At 47.2% G+C, this 26,729-nt stretch carries 21 protein-coding genes, 4 tRNA genes and 1 pseudogene; 13 read left to right on the top strand and 13 right to left on the bottom strand.

Features of this window, described 5'->3' with window-relative positions:
- Window positions 1–21 precede the first annotated feature (21 nt).
- The 7 genes and pseudogenes from mraY to FTT89_RS05555 form a co-directional block, all read right to left on the bottom strand.
- Window positions 22–1,140 (bottom strand): phospho-N-acetylmuramoyl-pentapeptide-transferase, encoded by a 1,119-nt coding sequence (gene mraY, locus FTT89_RS05525; RefSeq protein ID WP_005180530.1) that lies wholly within the window; start codon window positions 1,138–1,140, stop codon window positions 22–24.
- Window positions 1,141–2,550, bottom strand: a complete 1,410-nt coding sequence (gene murF, locus FTT89_RS05530) for a UDP-N-acetylmuramoyl-tripeptide--D-alanyl-D-alanine ligase (protein ID WP_180172754.1) — start codon at window positions 2,548–2,550, stop codon at window positions 1,141–1,143.
- A gap of 12 nt (window positions 2,551–2,562) precedes the next feature.
- Complete coding sequence (locus FTT89_RS05535) at window positions 2,563–4,056, bottom strand: UDP-N-acetylmuramoyl-L-alanyl-D-glutamate--2,6-diaminopimelate ligase (RefSeq protein ID WP_016658439.1); 1,494 nt, start codon at window positions 4,054–4,056, stop codon at window positions 2,563–2,565.
- A gap of 3 nt (window positions 4,057–4,059) precedes the next feature.
- A pseudogene (gene ftsI, locus FTT89_RS05540) lies at window positions 4,060–5,891 on the bottom strand (penicillin-binding protein PBP3).
- A gap of 12 nt (window positions 5,892–5,903) precedes the next feature.
- Entirely contained in the window at window positions 5,904–6,236 is a 333-nt protein-coding gene (gene ftsL / locus FTT89_RS05545) for a cell division protein FtsL (RefSeq protein WP_005180539.1), read from the bottom strand.
- Window positions 6,237–6,247: 11 nt separating this feature from the next.
- Window positions 6,248–7,159 (bottom strand): 16S rRNA (cytosine(1402)-N(4))-methyltransferase RsmH, encoded by a 912-nt coding sequence (rsmH, locus tag FTT89_RS05550; RefSeq protein WP_005180541.1) that lies wholly within the window; start codon window positions 7,157–7,159, stop codon window positions 6,248–6,250.
- Window positions 7,160–7,345: 186 nt separating this feature from the next.
- Window positions 7,346–8,365, bottom strand: a complete 1,020-nt coding sequence (locus FTT89_RS05555) for a sulfate ABC transporter substrate-binding protein (RefSeq protein ID WP_005180543.1) — start codon at window positions 8,363–8,365, stop codon at window positions 7,346–7,348.
- Between the two features lie 570 nt (window positions 8,366–8,935).
- On the opposite strand from FTT89_RS05555, the gene FTT89_RS05560 reads away from it, so the two are divergent.
- The 5 genes from FTT89_RS05560 to FTT89_RS05580 all read left to right on the top strand — a co-directional run bounded on the left by FTT89_RS05560 (window position 8,936) and on the right by FTT89_RS05580 (window position 11,636).
- Entirely contained in the window at window positions 8,936–9,247 is a 312-nt protein-coding gene (locus tag FTT89_RS05560; RefSeq protein WP_180172755.1) for a hypothetical protein, read from the top strand.
- Between the two features lie 151 nt (window positions 9,248–9,398).
- Window positions 9,399–10,907, top strand: a complete 1,509-nt coding sequence (gene gltX / locus FTT89_RS05565; protein WP_016658437.1) for a glutamate--tRNA ligase — start codon at window positions 9,399–9,401, stop codon at window positions 10,905–10,907.
- A gap of 57 nt (window positions 10,908–10,964) precedes the next feature.
- Window positions 10,965–11,040: transfer RNA gene (locus FTT89_RS05570), tRNA-Ala, on the top strand.
- A gap of 28 nt (window positions 11,041–11,068) precedes the next feature.
- Window positions 11,069–11,144, top strand: a tRNA-Glu gene (locus FTT89_RS05575).
- 150 nt (window positions 11,145–11,294) lie between these two features.
- Window positions 11,295–11,636, top strand: coding sequence for a hypothetical protein (locus FTT89_RS05580; protein ID WP_005180548.1), 342 nt, complete (start codon window positions 11,295–11,297; stop codon window positions 11,634–11,636).
- Between the two features lie 256 nt (window positions 11,637–11,892).
- Here FTT89_RS05580 and ettA read toward each other — a convergent pair whose 3' ends face one another.
- A complete protein-coding gene (gene ettA / locus FTT89_RS05585; RefSeq protein ID WP_005180550.1) occupies window positions 11,893–13,554 on the bottom strand; it encodes an energy-dependent translational throttle protein EttA in 1,662 nt (553 codons plus the stop codon).
- A 316-nt stretch (window positions 13,555–13,870) separates the two neighbouring features.
- Between ettA and FTT89_RS05590 the strand changes: the two genes are divergently transcribed.
- From FTT89_RS05590 to FTT89_RS05600, 3 genes are all read left to right on the top strand, one after another.
- Window positions 13,871–15,148 (top strand): O-acetylhomoserine aminocarboxypropyltransferase/cysteine synthase family protein, encoded by a 1,278-nt coding sequence (locus FTT89_RS05590; RefSeq protein ID WP_005180552.1) that lies wholly within the window; start codon window positions 13,871–13,873, stop codon window positions 15,146–15,148.
- A 308-nt stretch (window positions 15,149–15,456) separates the two neighbouring features.
- A complete protein-coding gene (locus FTT89_RS05595) occupies window positions 15,457–16,344 on the top strand; it encodes an SDR family NAD(P)-dependent oxidoreductase (RefSeq protein ID WP_005180554.1) in 888 nt (295 codons plus the stop codon).
- A gap of 81 nt (window positions 16,345–16,425) precedes the next feature.
- Window positions 16,426–16,740, top strand: a complete 315-nt coding sequence (locus tag FTT89_RS05600) for a hypothetical protein (protein WP_005180556.1) — start codon at window positions 16,426–16,428, stop codon at window positions 16,738–16,740.
- A 51-nt stretch (window positions 16,741–16,791) separates the two neighbouring features.
- Here FTT89_RS05600 and FTT89_RS05605 read toward each other — a convergent pair whose 3' ends face one another.
- Window positions 16,792–19,143 (bottom strand): Tex family protein, encoded by a 2,352-nt coding sequence (locus tag FTT89_RS05605; RefSeq protein ID WP_180172756.1) that lies wholly within the window; start codon window positions 19,141–19,143, stop codon window positions 16,792–16,794.
- Window positions 19,144–19,478: 335 nt separating this feature from the next.
- Here FTT89_RS05605 and ompR point away from each other — a divergent pair, with 335 nt between their 5' ends.
- From ompR to FTT89_RS05620, 3 genes are all read left to right on the top strand, one after another.
- Window positions 19,479–20,243: a two-component system response regulator OmpR gene (gene ompR, locus FTT89_RS05610; protein ID WP_005180561.1), complete on the top strand. Its 765-nt coding sequence runs from the start codon at window positions 19,479–19,481 to the stop codon at window positions 20,241–20,243.
- A 260-nt stretch (window positions 20,244–20,503) separates the two neighbouring features.
- Window positions 20,504–21,964, top strand: a complete 1,461-nt coding sequence (locus FTT89_RS05615; RefSeq protein WP_005180564.1) for an ATP-binding protein — start codon at window positions 20,504–20,506, stop codon at window positions 21,962–21,964.
- A gap of 207 nt (window positions 21,965–22,171) precedes the next feature.
- Entirely contained in the window at window positions 22,172–23,689 is a 1,518-nt protein-coding gene (locus tag FTT89_RS05620) for an acetyl-CoA hydrolase/transferase family protein (RefSeq protein ID WP_005180567.1), read from the top strand.
- 82 nt (window positions 23,690–23,771) lie between these two features.
- Here FTT89_RS05620 and FTT89_RS05625 read toward each other — a convergent pair whose 3' ends face one another.
- The 4 genes from FTT89_RS05625 to FTT89_RS05640 all read right to left on the bottom strand — a co-directional run bounded on the left by FTT89_RS05625 (window position 23,772) and on the right by FTT89_RS05640 (window position 25,403).
- Window positions 23,772–24,281 (bottom strand): hypothetical protein, encoded by a 510-nt coding sequence (locus FTT89_RS05625; RefSeq protein WP_168393890.1) that lies wholly within the window; start codon window positions 24,279–24,281, stop codon window positions 23,772–23,774.
- A gap of 261 nt (window positions 24,282–24,542) precedes the next feature.
- Window positions 24,543–24,618, bottom strand: a tRNA-Phe gene (locus FTT89_RS05630).
- 133 nt (window positions 24,619–24,751) lie between these two features.
- Window positions 24,752–24,827, bottom strand: a tRNA-Phe gene (locus FTT89_RS05635).
- Between the two features lie 198 nt (window positions 24,828–25,025).
- Window positions 25,026–25,403 carry a GNAT family N-acetyltransferase gene (locus tag FTT89_RS05640; RefSeq protein ID WP_180172757.1) on the bottom strand — a complete coding sequence of 126 codons (378 nt, stop codon included), beginning with the start codon at window positions 25,401–25,403 and terminating at the stop codon, window positions 25,026–25,028.
- Between the two features lie 96 nt (window positions 25,404–25,499).
- Here FTT89_RS05640 and hisB point away from each other — a divergent pair, with 96 nt between their 5' ends.
- Together hisB and hisH are read left to right on the top strand one after the other, a co-directional pair.
- Window positions 25,500–26,093, top strand: a complete 594-nt coding sequence (hisB, locus tag FTT89_RS05645) for an imidazoleglycerol-phosphate dehydratase HisB (RefSeq protein ID WP_005180581.1) — start codon at window positions 25,500–25,502, stop codon at window positions 26,091–26,093.
- A complete protein-coding gene (hisH, locus tag FTT89_RS05650) occupies window positions 26,093–26,710 on the top strand; it encodes an imidazole glycerol phosphate synthase subunit HisH (protein ID WP_005180583.1) in 618 nt (205 codons plus the stop codon). The genes hisB and hisH overlap by 1 nt, the downstream gene beginning before the upstream one ends.
- Window positions 26,711–26,729 lie beyond the last annotated feature (19 nt).

Below are 26,729 nucleotides of genomic sequence, written 5' to 3' on the forward strand. Positions count from 1 at the left end.
CGACTTTTCAGTTCAATTTGCTTAGCGCAATTTTAAGGTCATTAAGCCTAAAACCACCAGCATAATTGTAATAATCCAGAAACGAATCACCACCTGGGTTTCACGCCAGCCTTTCTTTTCATAGTGATGATGCAGCGGCGCCATTAAGAACACGCGTTTATTACGCATCCGCAGTGAGCCGATTTGCAGGAAGACCGATATCGCCTCAACCACAAACACGCCACCCATAATCGCAAAGACGATTTCCTGACGCACCATCACCGCAATTGTGCCGAGCATCGCGCCTAACGATAAAGCGCCGACATCACCCATAAAGACTTGCGCCGGATGCGCGTTGTACCAGAGGAAGGCCAGACCGGCACCAATCATGGCGGCACAGATCACCACCAGTTCAGAGGCGTATTTGACATAAGGAATATGCAGATAATCGGCAAAGCGCACATCACCGGCCAGATAGGCAAATACACCTAAACCGGCCGCAACCAGTACAATTGGCATGATCGCCAGACCATCCAGACCATCAGTCAGGTTCACCGCATTGGAAGCACCATTAATCACCAGATAGGTGAAAATAATAAAGCCAATACCCAGTGGAATCATGGATAACGGAATGCTGAAATCTTTAAAGAACGGAATTAAGACATCCAGCATATCGGCGGTTTGCGCCGGGTTCGGCTGCTGTGTGGCAATATAGTACAGCGCAATACCTGCGCCCAAAGAGGCCACCGAAGTCCAGAAGAACTTCTTGCGTGCCGGTAGTCCGGCATTGTCTTTATAGCGGATTTTAATCCAGTCATCGGCCCAGCCGACTGCACCGAAGATCACCATAACCGCCAGCACAATCCAGACATAGGGGTTGGAAAGATCGGCCCAGAGCAGGGTCGAAATCCCAATCGACAGTAAAATTAGCACACCGCCCATGGTCGGGGTACCCATTTTTTTAGCATGCCCTTCTGGCGCAAACGAGCTGACTGCCTGACCGTATTTTAATGCCTGTAACTTACGAATCATCACTGGTCCAAGCAAAAGACCAATCCCGAGCGCTGTCAGGACACTCAGCAATGAACGTAATGTTAAATAACGAACCACCTGAAACGAGCTGTGATAGCCCGCAAGCTGTTCAAACAACCATAACAGCATTTAAAGTTTCTCCATCAATGCAGTCATCAACGTTTCCATATGGGTATAACGAGAACCTTTGAACAGGAAACTCATGGACTGAGGTTGATGTGTTTCGACTAGACTAATTAAAAATGGCAAGGCCTGTTCCTGATTCAAAAAGGCCTGGAGTTTTTTGCCGTATTGGGTACTGCGTGCCCCTTCCTGGCTGGCCGGAGCAAACTCGCCCACCGCCACCACAAAGTTCAGGCCTTTGAGCGACACCAGATCGCGGCCGAGCTTATAATGCTCAATTGCCGCCGATGCACCCAGCTCGCCAATATCACCGATGACCATGACCCGAATCCCCTCCTGCTGCGCCAGCACTTCACCGGCCGCCCGCATTGAGGTCGGGTTGGCATTATAGGTATCATCAATCAACAGATGCGCACCGTGCTGAATAAAATTCAGACGACCTTTGGCACCTTGGGCCTGTTCCAGTCCGACAACAATATCATCCAGACCAATGCCAATCGCCAGCGCAAACGCCGCTGCGGCTGTAGCATTCTGGATATTATGTTCACCAGCAAACGGTAAATCGACTGCACGCACGCCTTGCGGGGTATGCAACTGGAAACGGGCCGATTGGGGTTGGAGTTGAATGTCGGTGGCAAACACATCACCGCCATTACCAAAGCTGAGGCACTGTTCAGTGCGAACCGCCTGACGGATCGAGTCAGCAAAATCATCTGCGGCCGGTACAATCGAACATCCATCTGCCACAATATGCGCATAAATTTCAGATTTGGCCCGGCAAATACCCTCACGACCACCAAACTCGCCCAGATGTGCGGTGCCGATATTAATGATCCCGGCTACCTGTGGCTGTACCAGCTGTGAGGTATAATCAATTTCACCCTGATGGCTGGCCCCAAGCTCCATCACCGCATATTGATGTTCCGGACGCAGCTCCAGCAACATCATCGGTACGCCTAAATCATTATTCAGGTTACCGCGGGTAATTAAGGTCGGCGCCAGACGCGATAAAATACTGCCCAGCATTTCCTTGGTGGTGGTCTTACCACTGCTACCGGTCAAGGCAATTACTTTCAGATCGGGATATTGAGCACGACGATAAGCACCCAAATGACCCAGTGCCAAGCGGGTATCCGGCACCACCAACTGGAAAATATCGGCATCGACCGGCTGGCTGACAATCGCCACCTGACAGCCGCTGGCCGCCACTTGCGCCACAAAATCGTGGGCATCAAAACGCTCACCTTTCAGTGCTAGAAAAGCATCGCCGGCTTCGGCATGACGGGAGTCGGTTAAAATACGTTTAATTTCAGTGCTTGGCGTACGACCATTCAGCCAATAACCCTGGGTAGCCTGTTGTAACTGCGCTGCGCTCCACGGCGTTAGGACCGCAGTACTGGTGGTTGAAGTATGCATAAAAATTCCTGATTAGGCGGGATAGGCAGAGCTGGTAGCATGATGCTGGGCATCAATTGCAGCCTGAACTTCAACGACATCATCAAACCAGTGTCGCACCCCATCAATTTCCTGATAATTTTCGTGACCTTTACCGGCAATCACCACGATATCGCCCGGCTGGGCCTGCTTCACCGCAAACTTGATCGCTTCACGACGATCACGGATTTCATGATAGCTGTGGCCGCTAAAATCAATGCCCTGCTGCATGTCAGCAAAAATCTGGTCAGGCGATTCAGTCCGTGGATTGTCCGAAGTGAGCAAGGCGATATCGGCCTGCTCTAGCGCGGCTTGGGTCATTAACGGACGTTTGCCGCGGTCACGATCGCCGCCACAGCCAAAGACAGCCCAGAGCTGCTGCGATACATGCCGTTTCAGGGTAATTAACACCTGTTTCAAGGCATCTGGTGTATGCGCATAATCGACCACAAACAGACGTTCGCCATCACGAATCACCTGCATCCGTCCCGGTGCACCTTGCAGCTGTGGTGCGCTGGCAATTAAATCCGACAAGTCAAATCCGGCCTGCTCAACGGCAATCAGACTGGCCACCAGATTTTCCACATTAAAATGGCCCAGTAACGGACTGTGTACACGATAACGCTGCTGGGCGCTGATCAGTTCAAACTGCGCACCAGCCAGACTGTATTCGATATTCTGCACCTGATAATCCGCCGCTTGCGTGGTGGAATAAGTCAGGATTTTTGGTTGTGCCGGATTCTGACGCGCGGCGGTCAGCATAACTTCAGCAAAGGCATCATCCAGGTTAATGACCGCCACTTTTAAGCTGGCAAAACGGAACAGCGCGGCTTTGGCTTCAGCATAGGCCTCCAGCGTACCATGATAATCCAGATGGTCACGGCTTAAGTTGCTGTACACGGCAATTTCAATGCTACAGCCATTTAAACGACCCTGTTCCAGTCCGTGTGAACTGGCTTCAATTGCCGCAAATTCAGCGCCTTGCTGGGCATAGCTGTGCAGGGCCTGCTGGAGCTGTAAGGCATCTAGCGTGGTATGCGAAGAGGCTTCCAGATTCGGCAAAATGCCATTGCCGGTGGTGCCCATCACCGCACACGGTTTGCGCTGTAACATCAGCAGTTCTGCCATCAGACGGGCGATGGTGGTTTTGCCATTGGTACCGGTAACCGCCAGAATACGTGCAGCCTGCAGCGGCTGCGTGGCATGCAGATACTGTTTTTGCCACTGCCCCATTAAGTGACGTACCTCCGGTACGATCAGCTGATTCGGCAGACCCAAATCGGTTTCTGCAATAATGGCCAACGCGCCACGTGCCAACGCTGCTTCGGCAAACTGGACGGTTTTTTCAGGCTGCGAAAAACTGGTCAGGGCAATAAAAATTTGCCCTGCTGTAACTTTGCGGCTGTCTAAGCTGAAGCCTGCAAAGGGTTGTGACCTCCATCCAGCAACATGCTCAACGGTGTAAAGATCTTGAAATGTAATGGACATTCATCACCTATTTACTGGATTTGTGCTGTATCTAAAGGTTTATCTAAAGGTACATTCATTAAACGTAAGGATTCCTGCATCACCCGTGCAAACACTGGCGCAGCGACCAGACCGCCATAGTATTGACCGGTCGGGTTTTCTACCACCACAAACATGGCCAGACGCGGGTCACTGACCGGTGCAATTCCGGCAAACAGGGCGCGGTATTCATTTTGCGAATAGCCTTTGCGGTCGGCACGCAATTTATGTGCGGTACCGGTTTTACCGGCAACACGATAACCCGGAATATTGGCCTGACGCGCCGTACCGCCCGGTAAAGTCACCGCTTCCATCATCAGCAGAACCTGCTCGGCAATTTTCGGGTCAAGAATCTGCTCGCCCTGCACTTCGCCTTCCAACTTATACAGACTCAGCGGCAGTTTTTTGCCCTGATTGGCAATCATGGCATAGGCATCGACCAGTTGCAGCACGGTCGCATTCAGACCATAACCATAGGACATGGTTGCCACTTCAGAGACATTCCACTTGCTTGGCGGTAAAATCAGGCCGGCACTTTCACCCGGGAATTTCACAGCCGAACGCTGGCCAAAGCCCAAGCGTTTATAGAAGGTGGGCAAGGTTGAATAGGGCAAAGACAGGGCAATTTTCGCCACGCCGACGTTAGACGATTTCTGGATAATGCCAGCCAGGGTCAAATTGCCATAATTGCGGGTATCACGGATGGTATGGTTACCAACACGCATCGAACCACCCCCTAAATTGACCACAGTATTGGCCGAATATTTACCACTTTCCAGCGCCATGGCCACGGTAAATGGCTTCATGGTCGAGCCCGGCTCAAAGGAATCGACTGCCCCGCGGTTACGCATGGCATCTTTGTTCTCCAGGCCCTTTTTGTCATTCGGGTTATACGATGGCCAGCTGGTCATGGCTAGAATTTCACCGGTTTTCACATCGACTGCAATGGCTGTGGCAGAACGGGCATTATTGGCCACGCCGGCAGCGGTCAGTTCACGATACATGATGTATTGCAGGCGCGAGTCGATACTTAAAGTGATATTTTCACCGTGCTCGACTTCTTTAATCACTTCCGGATCTTTAACCCGGTTACCACGTTTATCACGGATAATTTGCTGTTCGCCATCGACCCCAGCCAGACGGCTGTTCAGCTGCATTTCCAGACCTTCAATCCCGGTGCCTTCACTATTGGTCAGGCCAATAATCTGGGCATTCGGCTGTGGCTGCGGATAATAACGCTTATAGTTTTTCTCGGTATAGACACCCTGGAAGTTGCGCTTCAGGATCAGCTCCGCCTGCTGTGGCGGTACTTCTTTTTGCAGCACCAGATAACGCGAACGCGGACGCTCATGCATTTTCTGATGCAATTCCTGACGGTCCATGCCCACCGCATCGGCCAGTTCATCCAGATTCAGGTTTTTATTGGGCAGTTGACGCTTGAGTTTGCGGTTATTCGGGTCTTTGGCCAGCTCGGCCATGGTGTCGTCATACAGCTCTTTGGCCTCAAAATAATCACGCGGATCAATCACCACTTTCATGATGGGGGTACTAATCGCCAAAGGCACGCCATGCCGGTCGTAAATCACGCCGCGCATGGCTTTGAGTTTTTCAGTTCTTAGAATATTGGCATTGGCCTTATTCTGCAGAAAATCATGATTGATAATCTGCACATAAAAGGCCCGGCAGACCAGCGCCACAAAGACCAGCAGCACCGTTCCCCACATCAGGTAGAAGCGCCACATATCGACATTTAAACTGCTTTTTTGGGTAACAGACTGCTGTTTTTTACCTGTTTGCTTCTTACGCGAATTTACCATGTACAGCCAGCCCTATTGTTTCTGTTCTGAAGTCGTCGGCAATGAAATCACCACAGTTTGTGCGGTGGGTGGTGAATACATGCGTAACTGGGTTACGGCACGTGTCCCGATCTGGGCGGTGGCACCAAAGGTCTGCTGTTCAATCAGCAGACGGCCCCACTCGGCATTGAGATCATCGCGCTCACGCATAAAAGAACTGAGCTGACGATAATCATGTCGATATTCAAACACCTGAAAGACCACCATGAGCGCACTGATAAACACCAGGGCCAACAAAATCAAATAGACGACCATTTTTTTCAGTCGTGACTGTTCTGTATTGTTTTCAACTGCTTTGGTTTTCATTCTTCGCCTGTTCAAGCTAACTTTTCAGCCACACGCAGCCACGCACTGCGTGAACGCGGATTGGCTTTGACTTCCTCTTCACTCGCACGGATACGAGCAATCTTTTTTAAACGGCGGGTATCTTGTTGTACTTGCGGCAGCCCCCAACCGGTATCTTCTGCCAAGCTTGATTCTTTTTGAATAAACTGTTTAATCAAACGGTCCTCTAAAGAGTGGAAGCTAATGACCGCCAGACGGCCTTCAGGCTTCAGCACTTCCACGGCCTGAGGCAAGAAAATATCAATATCTTCTAATTCTTTATTAATAGCAATACGAATGGCCTGAAATGTTCGCGTTGCCGGATGTTTATGCTTTTCCCATTTTGGATGGGCAGTTTTTACAATTTCGGCCAGCTGGCCGGTGGTTTCAATCAAACCGGCGTTTTTAATGGCTTTAGCTATACGGCGGCTATAACGTTCTTCGCCATATTTAAAAATAATATTGGCCAGTGCTTCTTCTTCAATCTGCAGCAGCCACTCTGCCGCGGTTTCACCTTGCGAGTTGTCCATACGCATATCCAGCGGGCCATCCTGCATAAAGCTAAAACCGCGTTCAGCCTGATCCAGCTGCGGAGACGATACGCCCAGGTCGGCCATCACGCCATCGACCTGTTCAATACCACGTGCGGCCAGTTCCTGCTTTAAATCGGCAAAGCTGGCATGAATAATTTTAAACCGCGGATCTTGCTGTTCCAGTTCTGCTGCAACCGCTAAGGCTTGTGGGTCTTTATCAAAGGCATACACACGCGCATGTTCATCTAATTTGGACAGCAATAAACGGGTATGCCCGCCGCGGCCAAAGGTGCCATCGACATAAATTCCTGTATTGCGTTCTGCCAGCAAGGCATCAACAGTTTCGTGGAGTAATACAGAAATATGCGACATAGGGATTCAATCAATACAGCCAAAATTTAACTGCACATTATTACCTTGTTTTGACAAAGCTCCAAACGACTTTTTGTACAGAAATATTACTTTTCATAGAGAAAACCGTTTTGTGATTTTGCCAAATATTCAAAAAGCCTCACAAGGAGGCTGTTTGAATTTATTTTTTAACCAGTCCGCAGATGATTAACGCTTGCTGCTATAAATCTGGTCGAAGATGGCGCCGTTCGCAAAGTGGGTTTGCTGTGCTTTGGCCCAGCCACCAAATACTTCATCAATGGTGAAGGTTTTCAATTTCGGGAACTGATGCGCATACTTGGCCAGTACCTTTTCATTGCGTGGACGATAGAAATGTTTGGCTGCCATTTCCTGACCCAACGGTGAATATAAATAGTTGATATAACCAGTTGCCAGCCACTTGTTGCCATTACGCTCTACGGTACGGTCAACAATTGCCACTGAAGGCTCGGTTAAAATCGACATCGATGGATAAACAATATCGAACTTGTCTTTACCCAAGGTTTTCAGGGTCACCAGCGCTTCGTTTTCCCAGGTCAGCAGTACATCGCCAATACCACGTTCTGCGAAAGTGGTCATTGAGGCACGTGCTGCAGAGTCCATCACTTTAACGTTGTGATACATCTTGCTGACAAAATCTTTGGCTTTGGCTTCATTGCCACCCGGCTGTTTCAATGCATAGCCCCATGCAGACAGGTATACCCAACGTGGCAGACCACCGGTTTTCGGGTTTGGGGTAATAATCTGTACGCCCGGTTTGGTTAAATCGGTCCAGTCTTTGATGTGCTTTGGATTGCCCTTACGCACCATAAATACGATGGTTGAGGTATATGGTGCCGAGTTATGCGGGAACTCTTTTTGCCAACCCGGCTGGATTTGACCCGATCTGACGATTTCTTCAATATCGTTGGCCAGTGCCAAAGTCACCACATCACCTTTCAGGCCATCGACCACTGAACGCGCCTGTTTGCCTGAACCGCCATGAGACTGCTTGAAATTCACGCTTAAACCGGTGCGCTTTTTCCAGTAATCACCAAACGAGGCATTAAATTCATCATAGAATTCGCGTGTCGCATCATAAGACACGTTTAAAAATTGACGATCTGCTGCCTGGGCAGAATTGACTGTTGCCGCAAGGCCGGTTGCCAGCAAAGCCGCTGAAAATAAAGCTTTAATTTGAGATTTCATGACAGCACAAATAGGTTATCTACATTAATGCTAACTATATGAAATAAAATCATAAATCGCAATTCAGAAAAATTTTTACTTTCGTTTTAAGATGGGCAATTTTTTCTTTTAATCATTTGTTTTTCTTTTAAAAAGCAGCATAACCGATGGGCCAAAATCAGGTTATAGCTTTTTATGGAATAGATATTCAAAAATATGAATAAACCCGGCTTTCAGACGCTTGGCAAACCGTGCTGATTTAAAGCAAGATTAAGATGAGATAGCCCGCGCTTGATCCATTCACCTAAATACCCAGTTACATATCAATAAAATGCGAAACTTGCATAATTATATATAAAAAAATATGATATAAGATAAGTTTTGTTGCTGATCTTCACTTTCTCTTCACAGTTATTTGCTAAAACATGTACTCAACAGCGAAATGTGAATAGAAGTAACCAGCAGCCTGACATTTTTTATATTTTTGTAAAAAGTGTGATGCAGTTCTTACTTTTTACATTTTATCTGTGGTTATATAGTAGCCACAACGTAAAAAAATTAAATCCAAAACCAGTTTGGGGGAGTATCAGGATGAAACAGTCAGTCTATGTACTGTATTTAAGTTTAGGATTGGGCCTGATGGCGCAAACCAGCCATACGGCAGTGGTTAAAAATACCCATACTGCGGTGAAAATGACGCCAGCAAAACCTTCCCTCATTGAAAAAGCCCTGTTGCAGCAAAAAGAACAGTTAGGCACCACCAAAACAGACAAGCTGCAAGCCGATAATGACCTGAAAATGATGACGTCAATTAAAGCAGCGCCAACCCAGAATTTCTTTGCTTCACAAAACCAGCGTTTTAGCCGTTTTGTACAATCCTTCTTCAGCTCGAACCAGTCTTAATTGACCGGATTGAACTGAACCTGCGCGCGACTGATTCCCCCTCAAGCCGCGTGCTGTTGCAGCCTGATCATCGAATGCAGAATAAAGCATTAAGTGATCAGGCTTTTTCGTTATAATAGATTCCAATTTACATTCTGACTCATTACTGATTATGACTGTTCGTACCCGTATTGCTCCTTCTCCTACCGGTTTTCCGCATGTAGGCACTGCATATATTGCCTTGTTTAACCTGTGCTTTGCCAAACAGCATGGCGGCGAGTTTATTTTGCGTATTGAAGATACCGACCAGCTGCGCTCGACCCCTGAATCTGAACAAATGATTCTTGATTCTTTGCGCTGGTTAGGCCTGAACTGGTCAGAAGGTCCAGATGTGGGTGGCCCACATGCGCCATACCGTCAATCGGAGCGTATGGACATCTATAAACAGTATGCCCTGGAACTGGTTGAAAAAGGTCATGCCTTCTACTGCTTCGCGACTGCAGAAGAACTGGACCAGATGCGTGCTGAACAGCAAGCACGTGGCGAATCTCCACGTTATGACGGTCGCGGTTTACAGCTTTCTGCCGAAGAAGTTCAGCGTCGTCTGGCGGCAGGCGAACCACATGTAATCCGCATGAAAATTCCAACCGAAGGCATCTGCAAATTTAACGACATGCTGCGCGGTGAAGTGGAAATTCCTTGGGCGCAAGTCGACATGCAGATTCTGCTGAAAACTGATGGCCTGCCAACCTATCATTTAGCCAACGTGGTCGATGACCATTTAATGCAAATCACCCACGTCATTCGTGGTGAAGAATGGATTCCATCAGCACCAAAACATCAGTTGCTGTATCAATACTTTGGCTGGGATATGCCAGTACTGTGCCACATGCCGCTGCTGCGTAACCCGGACAAATCCAAACTGTCAAAACGCAAGAACCCGACTTCAATCAACTACTATAAAGACATTGGCGTACTGCCAGAAGCCTTGCTGAACTATTTGGGCCGCATGGGCTGGTCAATGCCAGACGAGCGTGAAAAATTCACCCTGGCAGAAATGATTGAACACTTTGACATCAACCGTGTGTCTTTGGGCGGTCCAATCTTTGATGTGGAAAAACTGAACTGGCTCAACGGTCAGTGGATTAAAGCCCTTTCTCCGGCTGAACTGCTGGATACCTTGTTAGCCTGGAAAGCTGATCGTGCCAAACTGGAAGAAATTGCTGCCGCGATTCAGCCACGTATCAACTTATTATCTGAAGCCGTGAACTGGTCTGCGCACTACTTCAACCATTTCCCGACACTTTCAAAAGAACAGTTTGAAAATAAAAAACTGTCTGAAGAACAGGTTCGTCAAAGCTTGCAGTTTGCCATCTGGCGTCTGGAAAGTCTGTTCACCTGGAACAATGACACCGTGAGCCAGACCTTAATGGACCTGGCCGCACAAATGGAAATTAAACTGCGCGACTTTATGCCGGCATTCTTTATTGCCATTGCCGGTTCAACTGCCTCTACGCCAGTGATGCAGACCATGGTCACTATTGGTCCGGATTTAACTTTTGCCCGCCTGCGCCATGCGCTGGAAATTGTGGGCGGACCAAGCAAAAAAGAGCTAAAAGCTTGGGAAAAACTCAATGAAAGCTTAAAATTGCCGAAAAATGATGCAGTTGATGCAAGTTAATGCAGTTTTTTGTTGACGTGTGAGCATTATCTTCATAATATAGCGCTCACACAGACTGGGGCCATAGCTCAGTTGGTAGAGCGCTACAATGGCATTGTAGAGGTCAGCGGTTCGATCCCGCTTGGCTCCACCATGGTTTCATAATTGTGTTGCCTCAATAAGTCCCTATCGTCTAGAGGCCTAGGACATCGCCCTTTCACGGCGGTAACCGGGGTTCGAATCCCCGTAGGGACGCCATATTTAAGCTCACTTTTAAAGTGATCTGATAAAAAACCCAAGCATTATGACTTGGGTTTTTTATTGCCTGTTGTTTTATTTTGCTGTGCTTTTTTGCTTTCTGATGTATTCCGATTAAAATAAACCACAGATTAGAATTTTGGAGTTGTAATGCAATACCGTTGCCCGAAGTGTCAAAGCCCGAAAATCATGCCTGTTGCGCAAGCAGGCCAAGCAGCTCCACGTCCGGTGGTGCCAAAAAGCCTGGTATTTCTGATTCCAGCCATTTTTATTTTATTGCTGCTGGTGCTGATTAGTATTGCCATGTGGATTTTTGGTGATGGTGCGGGCACTACCCTGCAAACAGCAACCGTAATTGTCTTTGTGATCTGTTTAATTGCTGGCTTCATGTTCTATCGTGATTTGCCAGATTTTAAAATTTCAATGCAGGCTTTTATGCAAAACCAGAAGAAATGGAAATGCCGCGAATGCAACCATGAGTGGGAAATCTGATTTTTCTCATTGATTCAAACAAAGCTGCATCTGGCGTTGATCAGGATAGCTCCCAACGCCAGCCCATGATTATAAAAAGGTAAAAAATCATCTCCTTCAATGAAGTGCTAAAAGTATTGCACACTTCCTGCGATCGCTACACGCCTTCCTTCTATATCTATATAGCGCGACCAGGATAATACCCATCTCTTTATAGCTCTCTATTCAAACTACATAAAAAAACCAGCCCGAAGGCTGGTTTTTTATTTAGATGGGATTAACCACCAATTTTGCGATATTTCTGACGCTTGGTAATCAGGTCATCACCATCACGTTTACGACGGTATTCTTCGAACTCCGCATAGTTACCAGTGAAGAATTCAGGGGTTTCACCTTCGAATGACAAGATGTGCGTTGCAATACGGTCCAGGAACCAACGGTCATGCGAGATCACCATCACGGTACCCGGGAAGACCAGAATTGCATCTTCAAGCGCACGTAAAGTTTCGATGTCCAGGTCGTTTGACGGTTCATCGAGCAGGATGACGTTAGCGCCCATTTGCAGGATTTTTGCCAGTTGTAAACGGTTACGCTCACCACCTGACAATTGACCAACACGTTTTTGCTGATCTTGGCCTTTAAAGTTAAAGCGACCAATATAAGCACGTGACGCAATTTCGTATTCACCAATACGTAAGATGTCTAAACCGCCAGACACTTCTTCCCACACGGTTTTGTTGTCATCTAGCGTGTCACGAATCTGACCCACGTAAGCGACTTTAACCGATTCACCCAGTGTTACCGTACCGGTATCTGGTTGCTCTTCACCGGTCATCATACGGAACAGTGTGGTTTTACCTGCACCGTTCTCACCCACAATACCGACAATTGCTGCAGGTGGTACAGTGAAGGTTAAATCTTTATACAGGGTACGATCACCAAATGACTTGCTGATGCCTTCAACCTCAACGACCTTGTTACCCAAACGTGGACCAGGTGGAATGTAGATTTCAGAAGTTTCGTTACGCTGCTGGAATTCGCGTGAGTTCAGCTCTTCAAAACGCTCCATACGCGCTTTGTTTTTCTTTTGCTGACCTTTAGCATTTGAACGAACCCATTCAAGTTCTTTTTTCAATGCCTTCGCAAAAGATTCTTCCTGCTTCTGCTCTTGCTCTAAACGCGCGTTCTTTTGCTCTAACCAAGACGAATAGTTGCCTTGATATGGAATACCATGTCCGCGGTCAAGCTCCAGAATCCACTCGGCAACGTTATCAAGGAAGTAACGGTCGTGCGTAATCGCCACGATGGTGCCCGGGAAGTCTTTTAAGAAACGTTCTAACCAGGCTACAGATGAAGCATCTAAATGGTTCGTCGGTTCGTCCAGCAGCAGCATGTCTGGTTTAGACAATAGCAAACGGCACAGTGCCACACGACGGCGCTCACCACCTGAAAGCTTAGTCACATCTGCATCCCATGCTGGCAGGTTTAATGCCGCTGCGGCTTGCTCCAGCTGGTTATTCAGGTTGTGCGCATCCCAAGTCTGAATAATGGCTTCCAGCTTTTCCTGCTCTTTTGCAAGCGCATCAAAGTCTGCATCTTCAGCTGCATATTCAGCGAATACTTCGTCCAGACGCGCCAATGCATCAAGCGCTTCACGTACGCCATCTTCCACGTTACCACGAACGTCTTTGGTTGGATCGAGCGGTGGTTCTTGCTCAAGGTAGCCGATTTTAATTCCTGGCTGTGCACGTGCTTCACCAGAGAAATCTTTATCTACGCCCGCCATAATACGAAGCAAGGTCGATTTACCTGCACCGTTTAGACCAAGCACACCAATTTTTGCGCCTGGGAAAAATGATAAAGAGATGTCTTTTAAGATTTCGCGCTTCGGCGGAACCATCTTCGACACTCGGTTCATCGTATAAATATATTGGGCCACGTAGGACTCCTCAATAGAAAAACCAATTTCGGGGGCAAAACCGCCACCCCTACTCAAATGAGCGAAAAAATAATCGGCTATTATACCTGAAAGCCAGAAAAAGATAAGGGATCGGCCTCATCTTCCACGCTTTGTTACAACTCTTTAAAGTGCCCAAAATTCAGGCATACATTGCAGCCTTATCCGCCGTTGAAATTTTAAAATGAGGGCGTCTTTATGAAATTTAAAGATAATTATTGCAGATATTTCCCTCTTTATTTCATAAATAGACCTGCTACACTTGATCAAAATATAACTCACGCAAGATGAACGAAAAATGACGTATAAAGCTGAAACTTTGGCCATTCATGCTGGCTACACCCCTGAACCGACCACCAAAGCTGTGGCAGTACCCATTTACCAGACCACCTCTTATGCCTTTGACAATACCCAGCACGGTGCCGATCTGTTCGATTTAAAAGTACAAGGCAATATTTATACCCGTATCATGAACCCGACCACGGCAGTGCTGGAACAACGCGTGGCAGCGCTCGAAGGCGGGATTGGTGCGCTGGCACTCGCATCGGGGATGGCGGCAATTACCTATACCATTCAGACTCTGGCCGAAGCCGGCGATAATATTGCATCGGTTTCAACCCTGTATGGCGGTACCTACAACCTGTTCGCACATACGTTGCCCAAACAGGGCGTCGAAGTCCGTTTCTTTGATTATCAGAACCCGGAAGCCTTACGCGAACTAATTGATGACAAAACCAAACTGGTTTTTGTGGAATCCATTGGTAATCCGCTCGGCAATATTATTGATTTAGAAGCCATCTCCCAAATTGCGCATGAATATGGCATTCCGGTGGTGGTGGATAACACGGTGGCCACACCGGTGCTGCAAAAATCCTTTGATTTTGGTGCCGATATTGTGGTGCATTCACTGACCAAATATATTGGCGGCCATGGCACTTCGATTGGTGGAATTATTGTCGATAGCGGTAAATTCCCGTGGGGCAAATATCCTGAACGTTTTAAATCTCTAAATACCCCTGACCCAAGCTATCACGGGGTGAATTATGTCGAAGCCTTGGGCGAAGCGGCCTTTATTGCCCGCGCCCGCGTGGTGCCGCTACGCAATACCGGTGCAGCGATTAGCCCGCATAATGTTTTCCTGATTCTACAAGGACTGGAAACCTTAAGCCTGCGCATGGAACGTCATACCGAAAATGCCCAAAAAGTGGCGGAATATTTGCAGCAGCACCCTAAAGTGAAATGGGTCAATTACGCCGGCTTAAAAGATCATCCACAACATGCGCTGGCGCAAAAATATGTTAAAGGCAAACCGTCTGCGATTCTATCCTTTGGTGTGCAAGATGGCCGTGAAGGCGGCACCCGCTTTATTGATGCGCTGCAACTGTTTACCCGTTTAGTCAATATTGGCGATGCCAAGAGTCTGGCCTGCCACCCGGCTACAACAACGCATCGACAATTAAATGATGAAGAGCTGAAAGCGGCGGGGGTAAGTGAAGATATGGTGCGCCTGTCGATTGGCATTGAACATATTGATGATTTGATTGCCGATCTGGAGCAGGCACTGGCTAGCGTCTAATTATTGCAATTTCACGACAAACGGTCTGCTTTTGCGCTGCAATGGCAGACTTTTTGCTTTTTAAACATAGAAACAAGGACTTGCTTTGTCGAAAAATTTTAAGCAGAATTTACCAATCCACCAAAACACCCCATTAGAGCAATTACTCTAAAATAACTTTCAATTTCAAGCACTTATTTTATAGCTTTTTTTTAAACTTCGGTTATTATAATGCCCATCATAACAGCCCGAACCAATGAGATTGGGCGCAAAAATTCAAATAACAAAGACCATTGAGTCTGATCTTTTAATCAAGCAGGGATACGAGTGTGAAGGCAAAACTAGAGAAACTTTTCAAGAAAAAAGTAAATGGAAAAACCGTACTGATTACCGGTGCATCCAGTGGTATCGGACTGACCACCGCTTATCGTCTGGCAGAGGCGGGAGCGCATGTACTGCTGGTGGCACGTACCCAGGAAACCCTGGAGCAGGTCAAAGCAGAGATTGAAGCCAAAGGTGGCAAAGCATCTATTTTCCCGTGTGATTTAAACGATTGGGAAGCCATTGACCAGACTTCAAAAGATATTTTAGCGTCTGTCGATCATATTGATATTTTAGTTAACAATGCCGGACGTTCAATCCGTCGTGCCGTGCATGAATCTTTAGACCGTTTCCACGATTTTGAACGCACCATGCAGCTGAATTATTTTGGTGCCGTGCGTCTGGTGATGAATATCCTGCCACAAATGATGGTACGTCGTAGCGGCCAGATTATTAACATCAGCTCGATTGGCGTATTGGCCAACGCGACCCGTTTCTCGGCTTATGTTGCCTCTAAAGCCGCATTGGATGCTTTTAGCCGCTGTCTATCGGCCGAAGTACATTCACACAATATTGCAATTACCTCCATTTATATGCCGCTGGTGCGCACTCCAATGATCGCACCGACCAAGATGTATAAATATGTCCCTACCCTTTCACCAGAACAGGCTGCCGATTTAATCTGCTATGCCATTGTTAAACGTCCGAAAAAAATTGCCACGCATTTAGGCCGTTTGGCTTCAATTACTTATGCGATTGCACCGGATATTAACAACAAGCTGATGTCGATTGGTTATAACCTGTTCCCAAGTTCATCGGCTTCGGTGGGTCAGCCACAAAAGCTGAACTGGGTACAAAAAGCGTATGCCCGTTTGTTCCCGGGTGAACACTGGTAAAACAATCCTTTTAAAGACCTGTCTAATGACAGGTCTTTTTATGTTATAAAACCCCTCATTTTGAACAGTTAAAGTAAGACTATGCGGACCTTTTCCCTTATTCTGCAATATGGGTGTTTTGCCTTTGCCCTATTTCTGGGCTATCAGGTGGCGATGGCGCTGTATCATCAGGATTATGAGCTGATGGAATTGATTGCCGATGTGGGCACGATTCTGATCTGTATTGATTTAGGTGTGTTTTTATTTTCCAGTAAAGCTGCCAATAAGCTGAGTTTGCAGGAATATGCCAAACAGCTGGAACAGCCGCCTACGCCACTGGTGAGTTTTACCCGCAAGCTGGGGCATTTGGGCATTATGCTGATTTTATGTAGCTGGATTGTGCCGATGGTCAATTAAATAGGGCAATAAAAAAACCTCCCAATTGGGAGGTTTTTTCAGAGCTAAAGATTACTTTGAACCTTTAATCCCGGCTTGCAATAACAATGCACCTAAACCACCAATCTTATTGTCTTGTGGTTTTGCCGCTTGCGACTTTTTGCCCTGAGGACGATCACCCTGCGGACGCGCCTGTTGCGGACGTTTACCCTGCGGCTTACGTTCAGTACGCTGTTCATTTTGGTCACGGCGTGGCTGACGTGGCGCTTTCGCTGCAGCAGCACCTTCCGGACGCATCGACAGGTTCACACGGTTACGCTCAACATCTACCGTTAAAACACGCACCTGAACAATTTGACCCGGTTTCACCACTTTATGCGGATCAGACACGAATTCATTGGCCAGTTCAGAAATATGGACTAAACCGTCCTGATGTACACCGACATCTACAAAGGCACCGAAGTTGGTGACATTGGTGACCACACCTTCTAGCTGCATGCCTTCAGACAATTGTGATACTTCAGTAATATCATCACGGAATTTAGCGGTACGGAATTCCGGACGCGGGTCACGGCCCGGCTTTTCAAGTTCGCTCAGCACGTCCTGAATGGTTGGTAAACCAAACTGGTCATCTACAAATTCTTCTGCATTGACCTGACGGATAATTTCAGTATTGCCAATAATATCTTTGACTGTGGTCGCTTTGGCTTCGACAATTTTAGACACCAGCGCATACGACTCCGGGTGCACCGCAGAGGCATCTAAAGGCTCAGAACCATTTTGAATACGCAAGAAACCTGCCGCCTGTTCAAAAGTACGCTCACCTAAACGTGGCACTTTTTTCAGGGCCTGACGATTATCAAAACGGCCATTTTCCTTACGGAAGTCCACGATTTGCTGGGCAATTGATTTGTTCAGACCAGCGATATAACCCAGAATTGCTGCAGATGCCGTATTCACATCCACACCCACCGAGTTCACACAGTCTTCCACCACTGCTTCCAGGGTTTTGGCCAAACCGGTCTGGTTTACGTCGTGCTGGTACTGACCCACACCAATTGATTTCGGATCAATTTTCACCAGCTCTGCCAATGGATCTTGTAAACGACGGGCAATGGATACTGCACCACGAATCGACACATCCAGTTCTGGAAGTTCTTGTGAAGCCAGTTCAGAAGCTGAATAAACCGAAGCACCTGCTTCAGACACCGAAACACGGGTCAGTTTCAGGTCAGAATTCGCGGCCATCATTTCAGCCACTAGCGCTTCAGTTTCACGGCTTGCGGTACCGTTACCAATCGCGATTAAATCGACGTTAAATTCACGGCAAAGACGCGCCAGTTCCGTTAATGAACCGGCTTTATCATCTTTTGGTGCAAATGGATAAATAGTGCTGTGTGCCAATACATCGCCTGATTCATTGACTACCGCCAGTTTCACACCGGTACGGATGCCCGGGTCAACGCCCAGCGTCGTACGTGCACCAGCAGGTGCAGACAGCAGCAGATGACGTAAGTTTTCAGCAAACACCTGCATCGCTTCTGCTTCAGCCGCCAGACGTTTTTCAGTCAGCAATGAATGCTCAATGGTCGGGCGAACTTTACCGAGCCAGAACAGTTTTGCGGTCTGCTTTAAATAGTCCTGACGCGCTTGTGGCTGCACGGCATCTAAGTTGTATTCGGTTTCAATACGTGCCAGTGGCGCTTCATCTTCACCATCAACTTTTAAGCCCAGCACGTTTTCCTGACGGCCACGCAGCATGGCCAGTAAACGGTGCGATGGTACTTTGTTCAGGCTTTCAGAGAAATCGAAGTAATCACGGAATTTTTTACCAACTTCTTTTTTCTCATCACTGGCCACCAGACTTTTCAGCACGGCGGTTTTGGCGAAGGTTGCTTTCAGTTCTGTGGTGAGTGCAATATTTTGCGCCCAGTCATCAATTAAAATATGCTGAATGGCATCGAGCTGGCTTTCCAGGTCTGGATAATCTTCATGGCTAAAGCCTGCAAGCGCTTCTGCTGGATCAATCGCTTCTGCAAAGATTTTCTCTGCGATTGGACCCAAGCCGGCTTCTTTGGCTTTAAAAGATTTGCTGGTACGTTTTGGACGGTACGGCGCGTAAATTTCTTCTAAGGCATTTTTAGTTTCAGCCGCATTCACACGTACCAATAAATCATCAGATAATTTATTTTGTTCTTTTAGTGATTCAATCACTTTTTCACGGCGTTCAAACAAATCACGCAAATACGCTAAACGTGTATCGAGCTGGCGAAGTTGCGTATCGTCTAAGCCCTGCGTTACTTCTTTACGGTAACGTGCAATAAAAGGAACACTGGCACCTTCATCAATGAGTTTGATGGCAGCTTCTACCTGATTTGGACGTACGGCAAGTTCTTTTGCCAACTGCTGAACTAAGTCAGTCATCGTGTTTGATCCCACAAGGATAAGTACTAAATGGCATGATTATAAAGACCAGGCCCATAAAATCCACAATTGTTTTATGAAATTTACAGATGGCGATTCTTGCCAATTCGCAGATATTTCACATTTTTGCGGTAAATTCATCATTTCAGGGCCTTTTCTTCCCCAAATTGTGGGATTTATCTTCTATCATAGATGTATATATTTGGTATCTATGTCTTGATTTTAACTGCAATATTTGTTGCTTTAGAGCATAGTCAAGGCATACAGATGAATCGTATACTCAAAGTCAGTGAAAGCTTTGCATACGACCACAATAAAGAATAAAGGAGCACATCATGAGTTTAGTTGTACCTGCTGAAAATACAGATGCCGTACATACCGAAACTGACCGCGTTGAACGCATTCTCGTTGTCGATGATGATGTGCGTTTGCGTACGCTGTTACAGCGTTTTCTGGAAGATAAAGGTTTCGTGGTCAAAACTGCCCATGATGCTACGCAAATGGATCGCCTGTTACAACGCGAGCTGTTTTCCCTGATCGTGCTCGATTTCATGCTGCCGGTTGAAGATGGCCTGAGCATTTGCCGCCGTTTACGCCAGTCCAGTATTGATACGCCAATTATCATGCTGACCGCACGCGGCAGCGACTCAGACCGTATTGCCGGCCTTGAAGCAGGTGCCGATGACTATCTGCCAAAACCGTTTAACCCGAACGAACTGTTAGCGCGTATTCGTGCCGTATTACGCCGTCAGGTACGTGAAGTCCCAGGCGCACCAAGCCAGCAGATGGAAGTGGTCAGCTTTGGACCGTGGGCGCTAGATCTTTCGACCCGTACCCTGACCCGTGAAGGTCAAGTCGTGACTTTAACTACAGGCGAGTTCGCAGTGTTAAAAGCGCTGGTACAACATCCTCGTGAACCGCTGACCCGCGACAAGCTGATGAATCTGGCGCGTGGCCGTGAATGGGGTGCAATGGAACGTTCGATTGATGTGCAAGTGTCTCGTTTACGTCGCCTGATTGAAGAAAACCCGGCACGTGCGCGTTATATTCAAACGGTGTGGGGTGTGGGTTATGTCTTTGTTCCAGATGGTGCGGAATAAAGCTCACTCATCGAATCTATGACGGAGTCTTACGGTCTACTCCCCACTGATGGGATACAACCTGCGGTTCGCCTTACTTTTGTTTCGGCAAAAGTAAGCAAAACCATTGTCATCCGCAAAACTCGGCAAATTCCGTCATTTCAACCAATATTTCGCAGAAACATAAGTAATTTACTTGAGTCCTGCCTCAAACAGTTGCGGATGACCTAACGCGTATCCAATTTTGGGGGAGAACTTTCCCTTTTTAAAAAGGACTCATTGTGAAACTCGACCCCATCGATCCACAAGACTTTACCGACTTTGAAACCTATTCAGAACGCAAACGCACGCCGTGGGAACGCTTTCTGGATAAAATCAAACCGCGCTCGGCTGCCATGCGGACCACCGTGCTGGTGTTGTTTGTGGTGATTTTCAGTCTGTTTATGTCCCTGTGGTTCTTTTGGCGCACCCTGTATCTGCCGGAAATCCAGCAACATGCCCGTTATCTGGCGGTTGAACTGGAAATTCTGAACAATCCGGAATTACGGATTTTCCATAATGATGCCGAAGTCGATGTCGATGCCTGGCTAAAAAACCGGGTCGGGATTGAATACATTACCGATCCCAAGGAATATCCAAATGTCCGCGACAAGGTTATTGCCGAGTTCTTTACCCGACAAATTGAGAAAAAACTGGCCAATGAACTCAAAGCCGATGATGTAACCGTGTATTTCCAGTTCAAGCCCAGCCCACGCATCTGGATTCAAACGCCGGAAATGAACGGCCACTGGGTCCGTGAACCATTAAAAACCTATGCCAACTACAGTCCGGAACTGGTGTTTGGCTGGCTGCTCGGCATTCCACTGCTGTCTGCCATTATTATTCTGACCCTAGTGCGTCAGCTAAACCGGCCATTACGCCGTTTGCAGGAAGCCGCCAATACCTATAGTCAAACCGGTAAAGCGCCTTATCTGGAAACCAACCACGGGCCGCTAGAAATCCGTCAGGTGAACCAGGCCTTTAACCAGATGATTTTTACCCTGGAACAGACCGAGCGTGACCGCCGGATTATGCTGGCCGGAATTTCGCATGACCTGCGCACGCCTCTGACCCGGATTCGCCTGAGTGCAGAAATGATGCCGGATGAAGACTTTTTAAAAGAAGGCCTGATTTACGATGTCGAAGATATGGACGCCATTTTGGACCAGTTCATTTCCTATATGCGCGATGGCTCGGATGAAGAACTGCAAGATACCGATTTAAATGCCTTGTTACAGGAACTGGTGATCCAGTTTAAACCGCTGGACATTCGCTTTAGCCCGGAAGAATTACCGATTTTGCAGGCACGCAGCCTGTCGCTGAAACGCTTGATTGGCAACCTGATTAACAATGCCAAGCGTTATGGCACTGAACCGATTGAGCTGTCTGCCAAAGTGCAGGAACAATTTATCTGCATTAGTGTGGCCGATCATGGTGAAGGCATTCCTGAAGATCAGATTGAATCTTTAATGCAGCCTTTTGTGCGTGGGAATGCCGCACGTACCGTCCAAGGTAGCGGTTTAGGTCTGGCCATTGTGAAACGGATTGTCGATATTCACCAAGGCGAGCTGATTATTCGCAATCGCGAGCACGGTGGACTGGAAGTCATCATCTCTTTACCGCTGCCCGAACAGCCAGATGATGAAAAAAACAACAGCAGCACCCTAGAAAAAATTAAGCAAAGTATTACAGAACATTTCTAAATCATGCTTAAACATTGATCAATCAGTTCTTGGTGAAGATTTGGCTTTTAATTTTTATTATTGAATTTTCAACAAGATAAAAAGCATCAAATATATTTATACCTGCATTTTTTGAAAAAATTAGACCTTAGCCTAACAGGTATGCAAAATGGCTTTTTTGATGGGTACAATCGCCATCAGTTCTGATTTTTCAAACGAGAGTAAACCATGTCCCTAGATCGCATCCGTTTAGCTTCCCTACATGACAAGGTTATGAGTGCGGAGCAAGCTGCTCAATTCATCCAAGACGGTATGACTGTTGGTATGAGTGGCTTTACACGTGCCGGTGAAGCGAAAGCTGTTCCTTTGGCTTTAGTGAAACAAGCACAAGCGAATCCTCTAAAAATTACATTAATTACTGGTGCGAGCTTAGGGAACGATCTCGACAAACAACTGACTGAAGCCGGTGTACTGGCACGTCGTCTGCCTTTCCAAGTGGATAACACTTTACGTAAAGCCATCAACAAAGGCGAAGTCATGTTCATCGATCAGCACTTGTCTGAAACAGTTGAGCAAATGCGTAACCAGCAGCTGAAAAAGCCAGATGTAGCGGTAATTGAAGCCGTTGCAATTACTGAAGATGGTGGCATCGTGCCAACCACTTCTGTAGGTAACTCTGCAAGCTTTGCAATTTTTGCTGAAAAAGTCATTGTTGAAATTAACACCAACTTAAGCCCGGCATTTGAAGGCTTACACGACATTTATATCCCGACCTATCGTCCAACCCGTCAACCAATTCCATTGACCAAAGTTGACGAGCGTATCGGTACTCAAGCAATTAACATCGATCCTGCAAAAATCGTTGGTATCGTATTTAACAGCGAATTACATGACTCTCCATCGACTGTCACTGCACCAGATGACGAGACTCAATCGATTGCCAACCACTTGATCGCGTTCTTTGAAAAAGAAGTAGCTGAAGACCGTTTACCGAAAAACCTCGGTCCTTTACAAGCAGGTATTGGTTCAATTGCCAACGCAGTATTGACCGGCTTGAAAGAATCAAACTTCGAAGACCTGATCATGTACTCAGAAGTACTGCAAGACTGTACTTTCGAACTGATTGATGCCGGTAAAATGAAGTTCGCTTCAGGTTCATCTATTACCCTGTCTGCGAAATACGGCGAGAAAGTATTTAACAACCTGGAACAGTACAAAGATAAACTGGTTCTGCGTCCACAAGAAATTTCAAACCACCCTGAACTGGTACGTCGTTTAGGTATTATCGGCATCAACACTGCGCTTGAGTTCGATATCTACGGTAACGTGAACTCCACTCACGTATGCGGTACCAAAATGATGAACGGTATTGGTGGTTCAGGTGACTTCGCGCGTAACGCTCACCTGGCCATTTTCGTGACCAAGTCTATTGCCAAAGGCGGCGACATTTCATCTGTTGTTCCATTTGCATCACACATTGACCATGCAGAACACGACGTTGACATTCTGGTGACTGAACAGGGTCTTGCCGATCTTCGTGGTCTGGCACCGCGTGAGCGCGCTCGTGCGATTATCGACAACTGTGCACACCCAATGTACCGTGATGCATTAAATGACTACTTCGACCGCGCATGTGCAAAAGGCGGCCACACGCCTCACCTGTTACGTGAAGCGTTGGCTTGGCACAGCAACTTCGAAGAAAACGGTCACATGCTGGCCCAAGAAGCAGCGGTAAAAACGGCTTAATCTCGGCCTGAATCAGATCTAAAAAAACGCTCCTCTGGAGCGTTTTTTTATGGTTGGATAGTTTCCCCTATCACGTCATCTATTATCGGGTCGGGTTGCGTAACTGTGAGCTGATATCGGGGAACAAGCTATTGCCCAGATTCATCTCATAATCGACCACGCCTAAAGAGATATTGGGTAAATCAAGCTGGATCTGTCCATCCGGGCCACGAAATGGCGCCAGCAGGGTTTCCAGGCCACGTAGCGGGTTATCCGACTGCAAACCGGCGGCAATCGCCAGAATATGCTGCTGCAACGCCGGAGAAAGGTGATCCATATTGACCGGTTCTTTGGCCGGCATGGTAATGAGAACAGGCGGGTCCGGGTCAATGACCCGGTTTTGAGTGTCCTGCTGAATTTGCATGATCCGGTGCTGTAATGCCTTACGCTTTGCACGATCTTCCTGATACGGAATAAAGCCCACTTCCTGACGTAGTTCAGGTTCTGCCATGACCTGAAGCATTGCTAGACGCTCGGGTTGCGCCCAGACCGACGTTGAGCCGATTCCCAGCATAATCATTACAGTCGAGGAGAACATCTGAAAGCGCGTCATACACGGCCTCCTGAACAGTAATGAAACATGTCTCTCTATTAAGCACCAGAATGCAACCTTATTCAGCAGGATTCGTGTTATTGAGCTGTTATTAGCGTAACACTGCTCCTGATTTGATAGTCAACAATCTGAAAGATGAAAGATGAAAGATGAAAGATGAAAGATGAAAGATGAAAGATGAAAGATGAAAGATGAAAGATCATCGCACAGTTTTTAAATGACATAAAAAAAGCCCCTGCAATGCAGGGGCTTTTTTGAATATGGTGGCGAGACCCAGGATCGAACTGGGGACACACGGATTTTCAATCCGTTGCTCTACCAACTGAGCTATCACGCCGATGCCGTGTATTAAGCCGCATCTGGGGAAATTAGTCAATATAAATCATGACATTTTTATTTAATCGAGTATTTTTTACCCAAAAAAAATCCCTGATGGGATCAGGGATTGAAAACGTTTAAACGTTTGAATATGGTGGCGAGACCCAGGATCGAACTGGGGACACACGGATTTTCAATCCGTTGCTCTACCAACTGAGCTATCACGCCGATGACGCGTATTAAACAATCTCCGCCCGGTGCCGTCAAGCAGCTTTTGCATAAATTCAAGCATTTGTTTACTTTTACAGCATTTTGTACGCTGTCTGCTTATTTTTTAAGTGAAACGCCCATGATTCCAGTCATTTGCAGGCCAGCAGATAAAAAAAGAGAGGCGATTAGCCTCTCTTGAATTTCATTTTAAATTGTTTAGAGCTTGTCCAAATGTGCCAGACAGCGGTGAATTGCGCCACAGCCCGGTTCAAACTGATTCACGCCTTTGGCTTCTTCCATACGGCAGACTTCACTGACCAGACGCTCGGCCACACCACGACCACGATTGGCCGGATGCACCACAATATATTCCAGGGTCCTGCTTTCGCCCTGCCCGGTACACCAAATTGCACCAATTAATTTTGTATTAAATTCTGCGGTATAAAGTAGGGTATACTGGTTCAGATGTTGCTGGAGTTGCTCTACCGCATCCTGGCCATCACCAAACTCTGGACTGGTGTCATACAGTCGCTCAAGCTGGCTGCGCACTTCATCATTTTCCAGTGAAGTATAAGCATGTACGGTAATAGGCATTGATTAACCCTCCTGAGCAATCTAATATGCTGGGACTTCGTCGCAGCGAAACATTTTTACATCCATCATTTTTAACGTTTTTTGAGGAACGTGTCCATGACAGAGCGTATCAGTGAAGTGGTAAGAAACACTAACGAAACCAAAATTCGAGTTCGTTTAAACCTCGACGGTACCGGTCAAGGCACACTCAACACTGGTATTCCATTTTTAGACCATATGATTGATCAAATCAAGCGACACGGTTTGTTTGATATTGATATTCATTGTGATGGCGATCTGGAAATTGATGACCACCATACCGTAGAAGACTGTGGTATTACCCTGGGTCAGGCCTTTGCACAGGCACTGGGCGATAAAAAAGGCTTAAAGCGTTATGGTCACTTCTATGCCCCACTCGATGAATCTTTAAGCCGTGCCGTGGTGGATTTATCTGGTCGTCCGGGCCTGTTTATGGATGTACCATTTACCCGCGCCACCATTGGCCGTTTTGATGTCGATTTATTCTCTGAATTCTTCCAGGGCTTTGTGAACCACTCGCTAATGACCGTACACATCGACAACCTGAAAGGCAAAAACAGCCACCACCAGATTGAAAGTGTGTTTAAAGCATTTGCGCGCGCACTGCGTATGGCCTGTGAAATTGATCCACGTGCTGCCAATACTGTGGCATCGACCAAAGGTACCCTGTAATGACCCGTATTGCCCTTCTTGATTATGGCATGGGGAATTTGCACTCTGCCGCCAAAGCCTTGGAACACGTCGGTGCTACGGTGGATGTCACCAATGACCCGAAACTGATTGCCCAGGCCGATAAAATCGTGTTTCCGGGTGTCGGTGCCATGCGTGACTGTATGCAAGGCATGCATGAAGCCGGGATCGATGAGGTCGTGCGTCAGGCGGTGTTTAATAAACCGGTACTGGCCATTTGTGTGGGTATGCAGGCGCTGATGCAACATTCCGAAGAAAATGGCGGTGCCGATGCACTGGGTATTTTTGAAGGGGTGGTAAAACGCTTCCCGGAGGTTGAAGGTCTAAAAGTGCCACACATGGGCTGGAACCAGGTGCATCAGGTTGACCCGAGCCATCCAATGTGGAACAACATTGAACAGGATGCACGTTTCTATTTCGTGCACAGCTTCTATGTCGAGCCGAAAGACAGCACAATTGTGGCAGCGACCTGTGACTATGGGCTGCAATTCTGTACCGCCCTGCACAAAGACAACCTGTTCGCGACCCAGTTCCACCCGGAAAAAAGCCATACTGCTGGTCTGCAACTGTTAAAGAACTTTGTCGACTGGAAGATTTAACACCCTTCCTCTGTTGCGC

The sequence above is a fragment of the Acinetobacter sp. YH01025 genome (assembly GCF_013420185.1).
Classification (GTDB): domain Bacteria; phylum Pseudomonadota; class Gammaproteobacteria; order Pseudomonadales; family Moraxellaceae; genus Acinetobacter; species Acinetobacter indicus.

Bases quoted from the DNA above. Each gene is read 5' to 3' on its own strand.
- mraY (WP_005180530.1), bottom strand. From the start codon at position 1,140: ATGCTGTTATGGTTGTTTGAACAGCTTGCGGGCTATCACAGCTCGTTT.
- murF (WP_180172754.1), bottom strand. From the start codon at position 2,550: ATGCATACTTCAACCACCAGTACTGCGGTCCTAACGCCGTGGAGCGCA.
- FTT89_RS05535 (WP_016658439.1), bottom strand. From the start codon at position 4,056: ATGTCCATTACATTTCAAGATCTTTACACCGTTGAGCATGTTGCTGGA.
- ftsL (WP_005180539.1), bottom strand. From the start codon at position 6,236: ATGAAAACCAAAGCAGTTGAAAACAATACAGAACAGTCACGACTGAAA.
- rsmH (WP_005180541.1), bottom strand. From the start codon at position 7,159: ATGTCGCATATTTCTGTATTACTCCACGAAACTGTTGATGCCTTGCTG.
- FTT89_RS05555 (WP_005180543.1), bottom strand. From the start codon at position 8,365: ATGAAATCTCAAATTAAAGCTTTATTTTCAGCGGCTTTGCTGGCAACC.
- FTT89_RS05560 (WP_180172755.1), top strand. From the start codon at position 8,936: ATGAAACAGTCAGTCTATGTACTGTATTTAAGTTTAGGATTGGGCCTG.
- gltX (WP_016658437.1), top strand. From the start codon at position 9,399: ATGACTGTTCGTACCCGTATTGCTCCTTCTCCTACCGGTTTTCCGCAT.
- FTT89_RS05580 (WP_005180548.1), top strand. From the start codon at position 11,295: ATGCAATACCGTTGCCCGAAGTGTCAAAGCCCGAAAATCATGCCTGTT.
- FTT89_RS05590 (WP_005180552.1), top strand. From the start codon at position 13,871: ATGACGTATAAAGCTGAAACTTTGGCCATTCATGCTGGCTACACCCCT.
- FTT89_RS05600 (WP_005180556.1), top strand. From the start codon at position 16,426: ATGCGGACCTTTTCCCTTATTCTGCAATATGGGTGTTTTGCCTTTGCC.
- FTT89_RS05605 (WP_180172756.1), bottom strand. From the start codon at position 19,143: ATGACTGACTTAGTTCAGCAGTTGGCAAAAGAACTTGCCGTACGTCCA.
- ompR (WP_005180561.1), top strand. From the start codon at position 19,479: ATGAGTTTAGTTGTACCTGCTGAAAATACAGATGCCGTACATACCGAA.
- FTT89_RS05620 (WP_005180567.1), top strand. From the start codon at position 22,172: ATGTCCCTAGATCGCATCCGTTTAGCTTCCCTACATGACAAGGTTATG.
- FTT89_RS05625 (WP_168393890.1), bottom strand. From the start codon at position 24,281: ATGACGCGCTTTCAGATGTTCTCCTCGACTGTAATGATTATGCTGGGA.
- FTT89_RS05640 (WP_180172757.1), bottom strand. From the start codon at position 25,403: ATGCCTATTACCGTACATGCTTATACTTCACTGGAAAATGATGAAGTG.
- hisB (WP_005180581.1), top strand. From the start codon at position 25,500: ATGACAGAGCGTATCAGTGAAGTGGTAAGAAACACTAACGAAACCAAA.
- hisH (WP_005180583.1), top strand. From the start codon at position 26,093: ATGACCCGTATTGCCCTTCTTGATTATGGCATGGGGAATTTGCACTCT.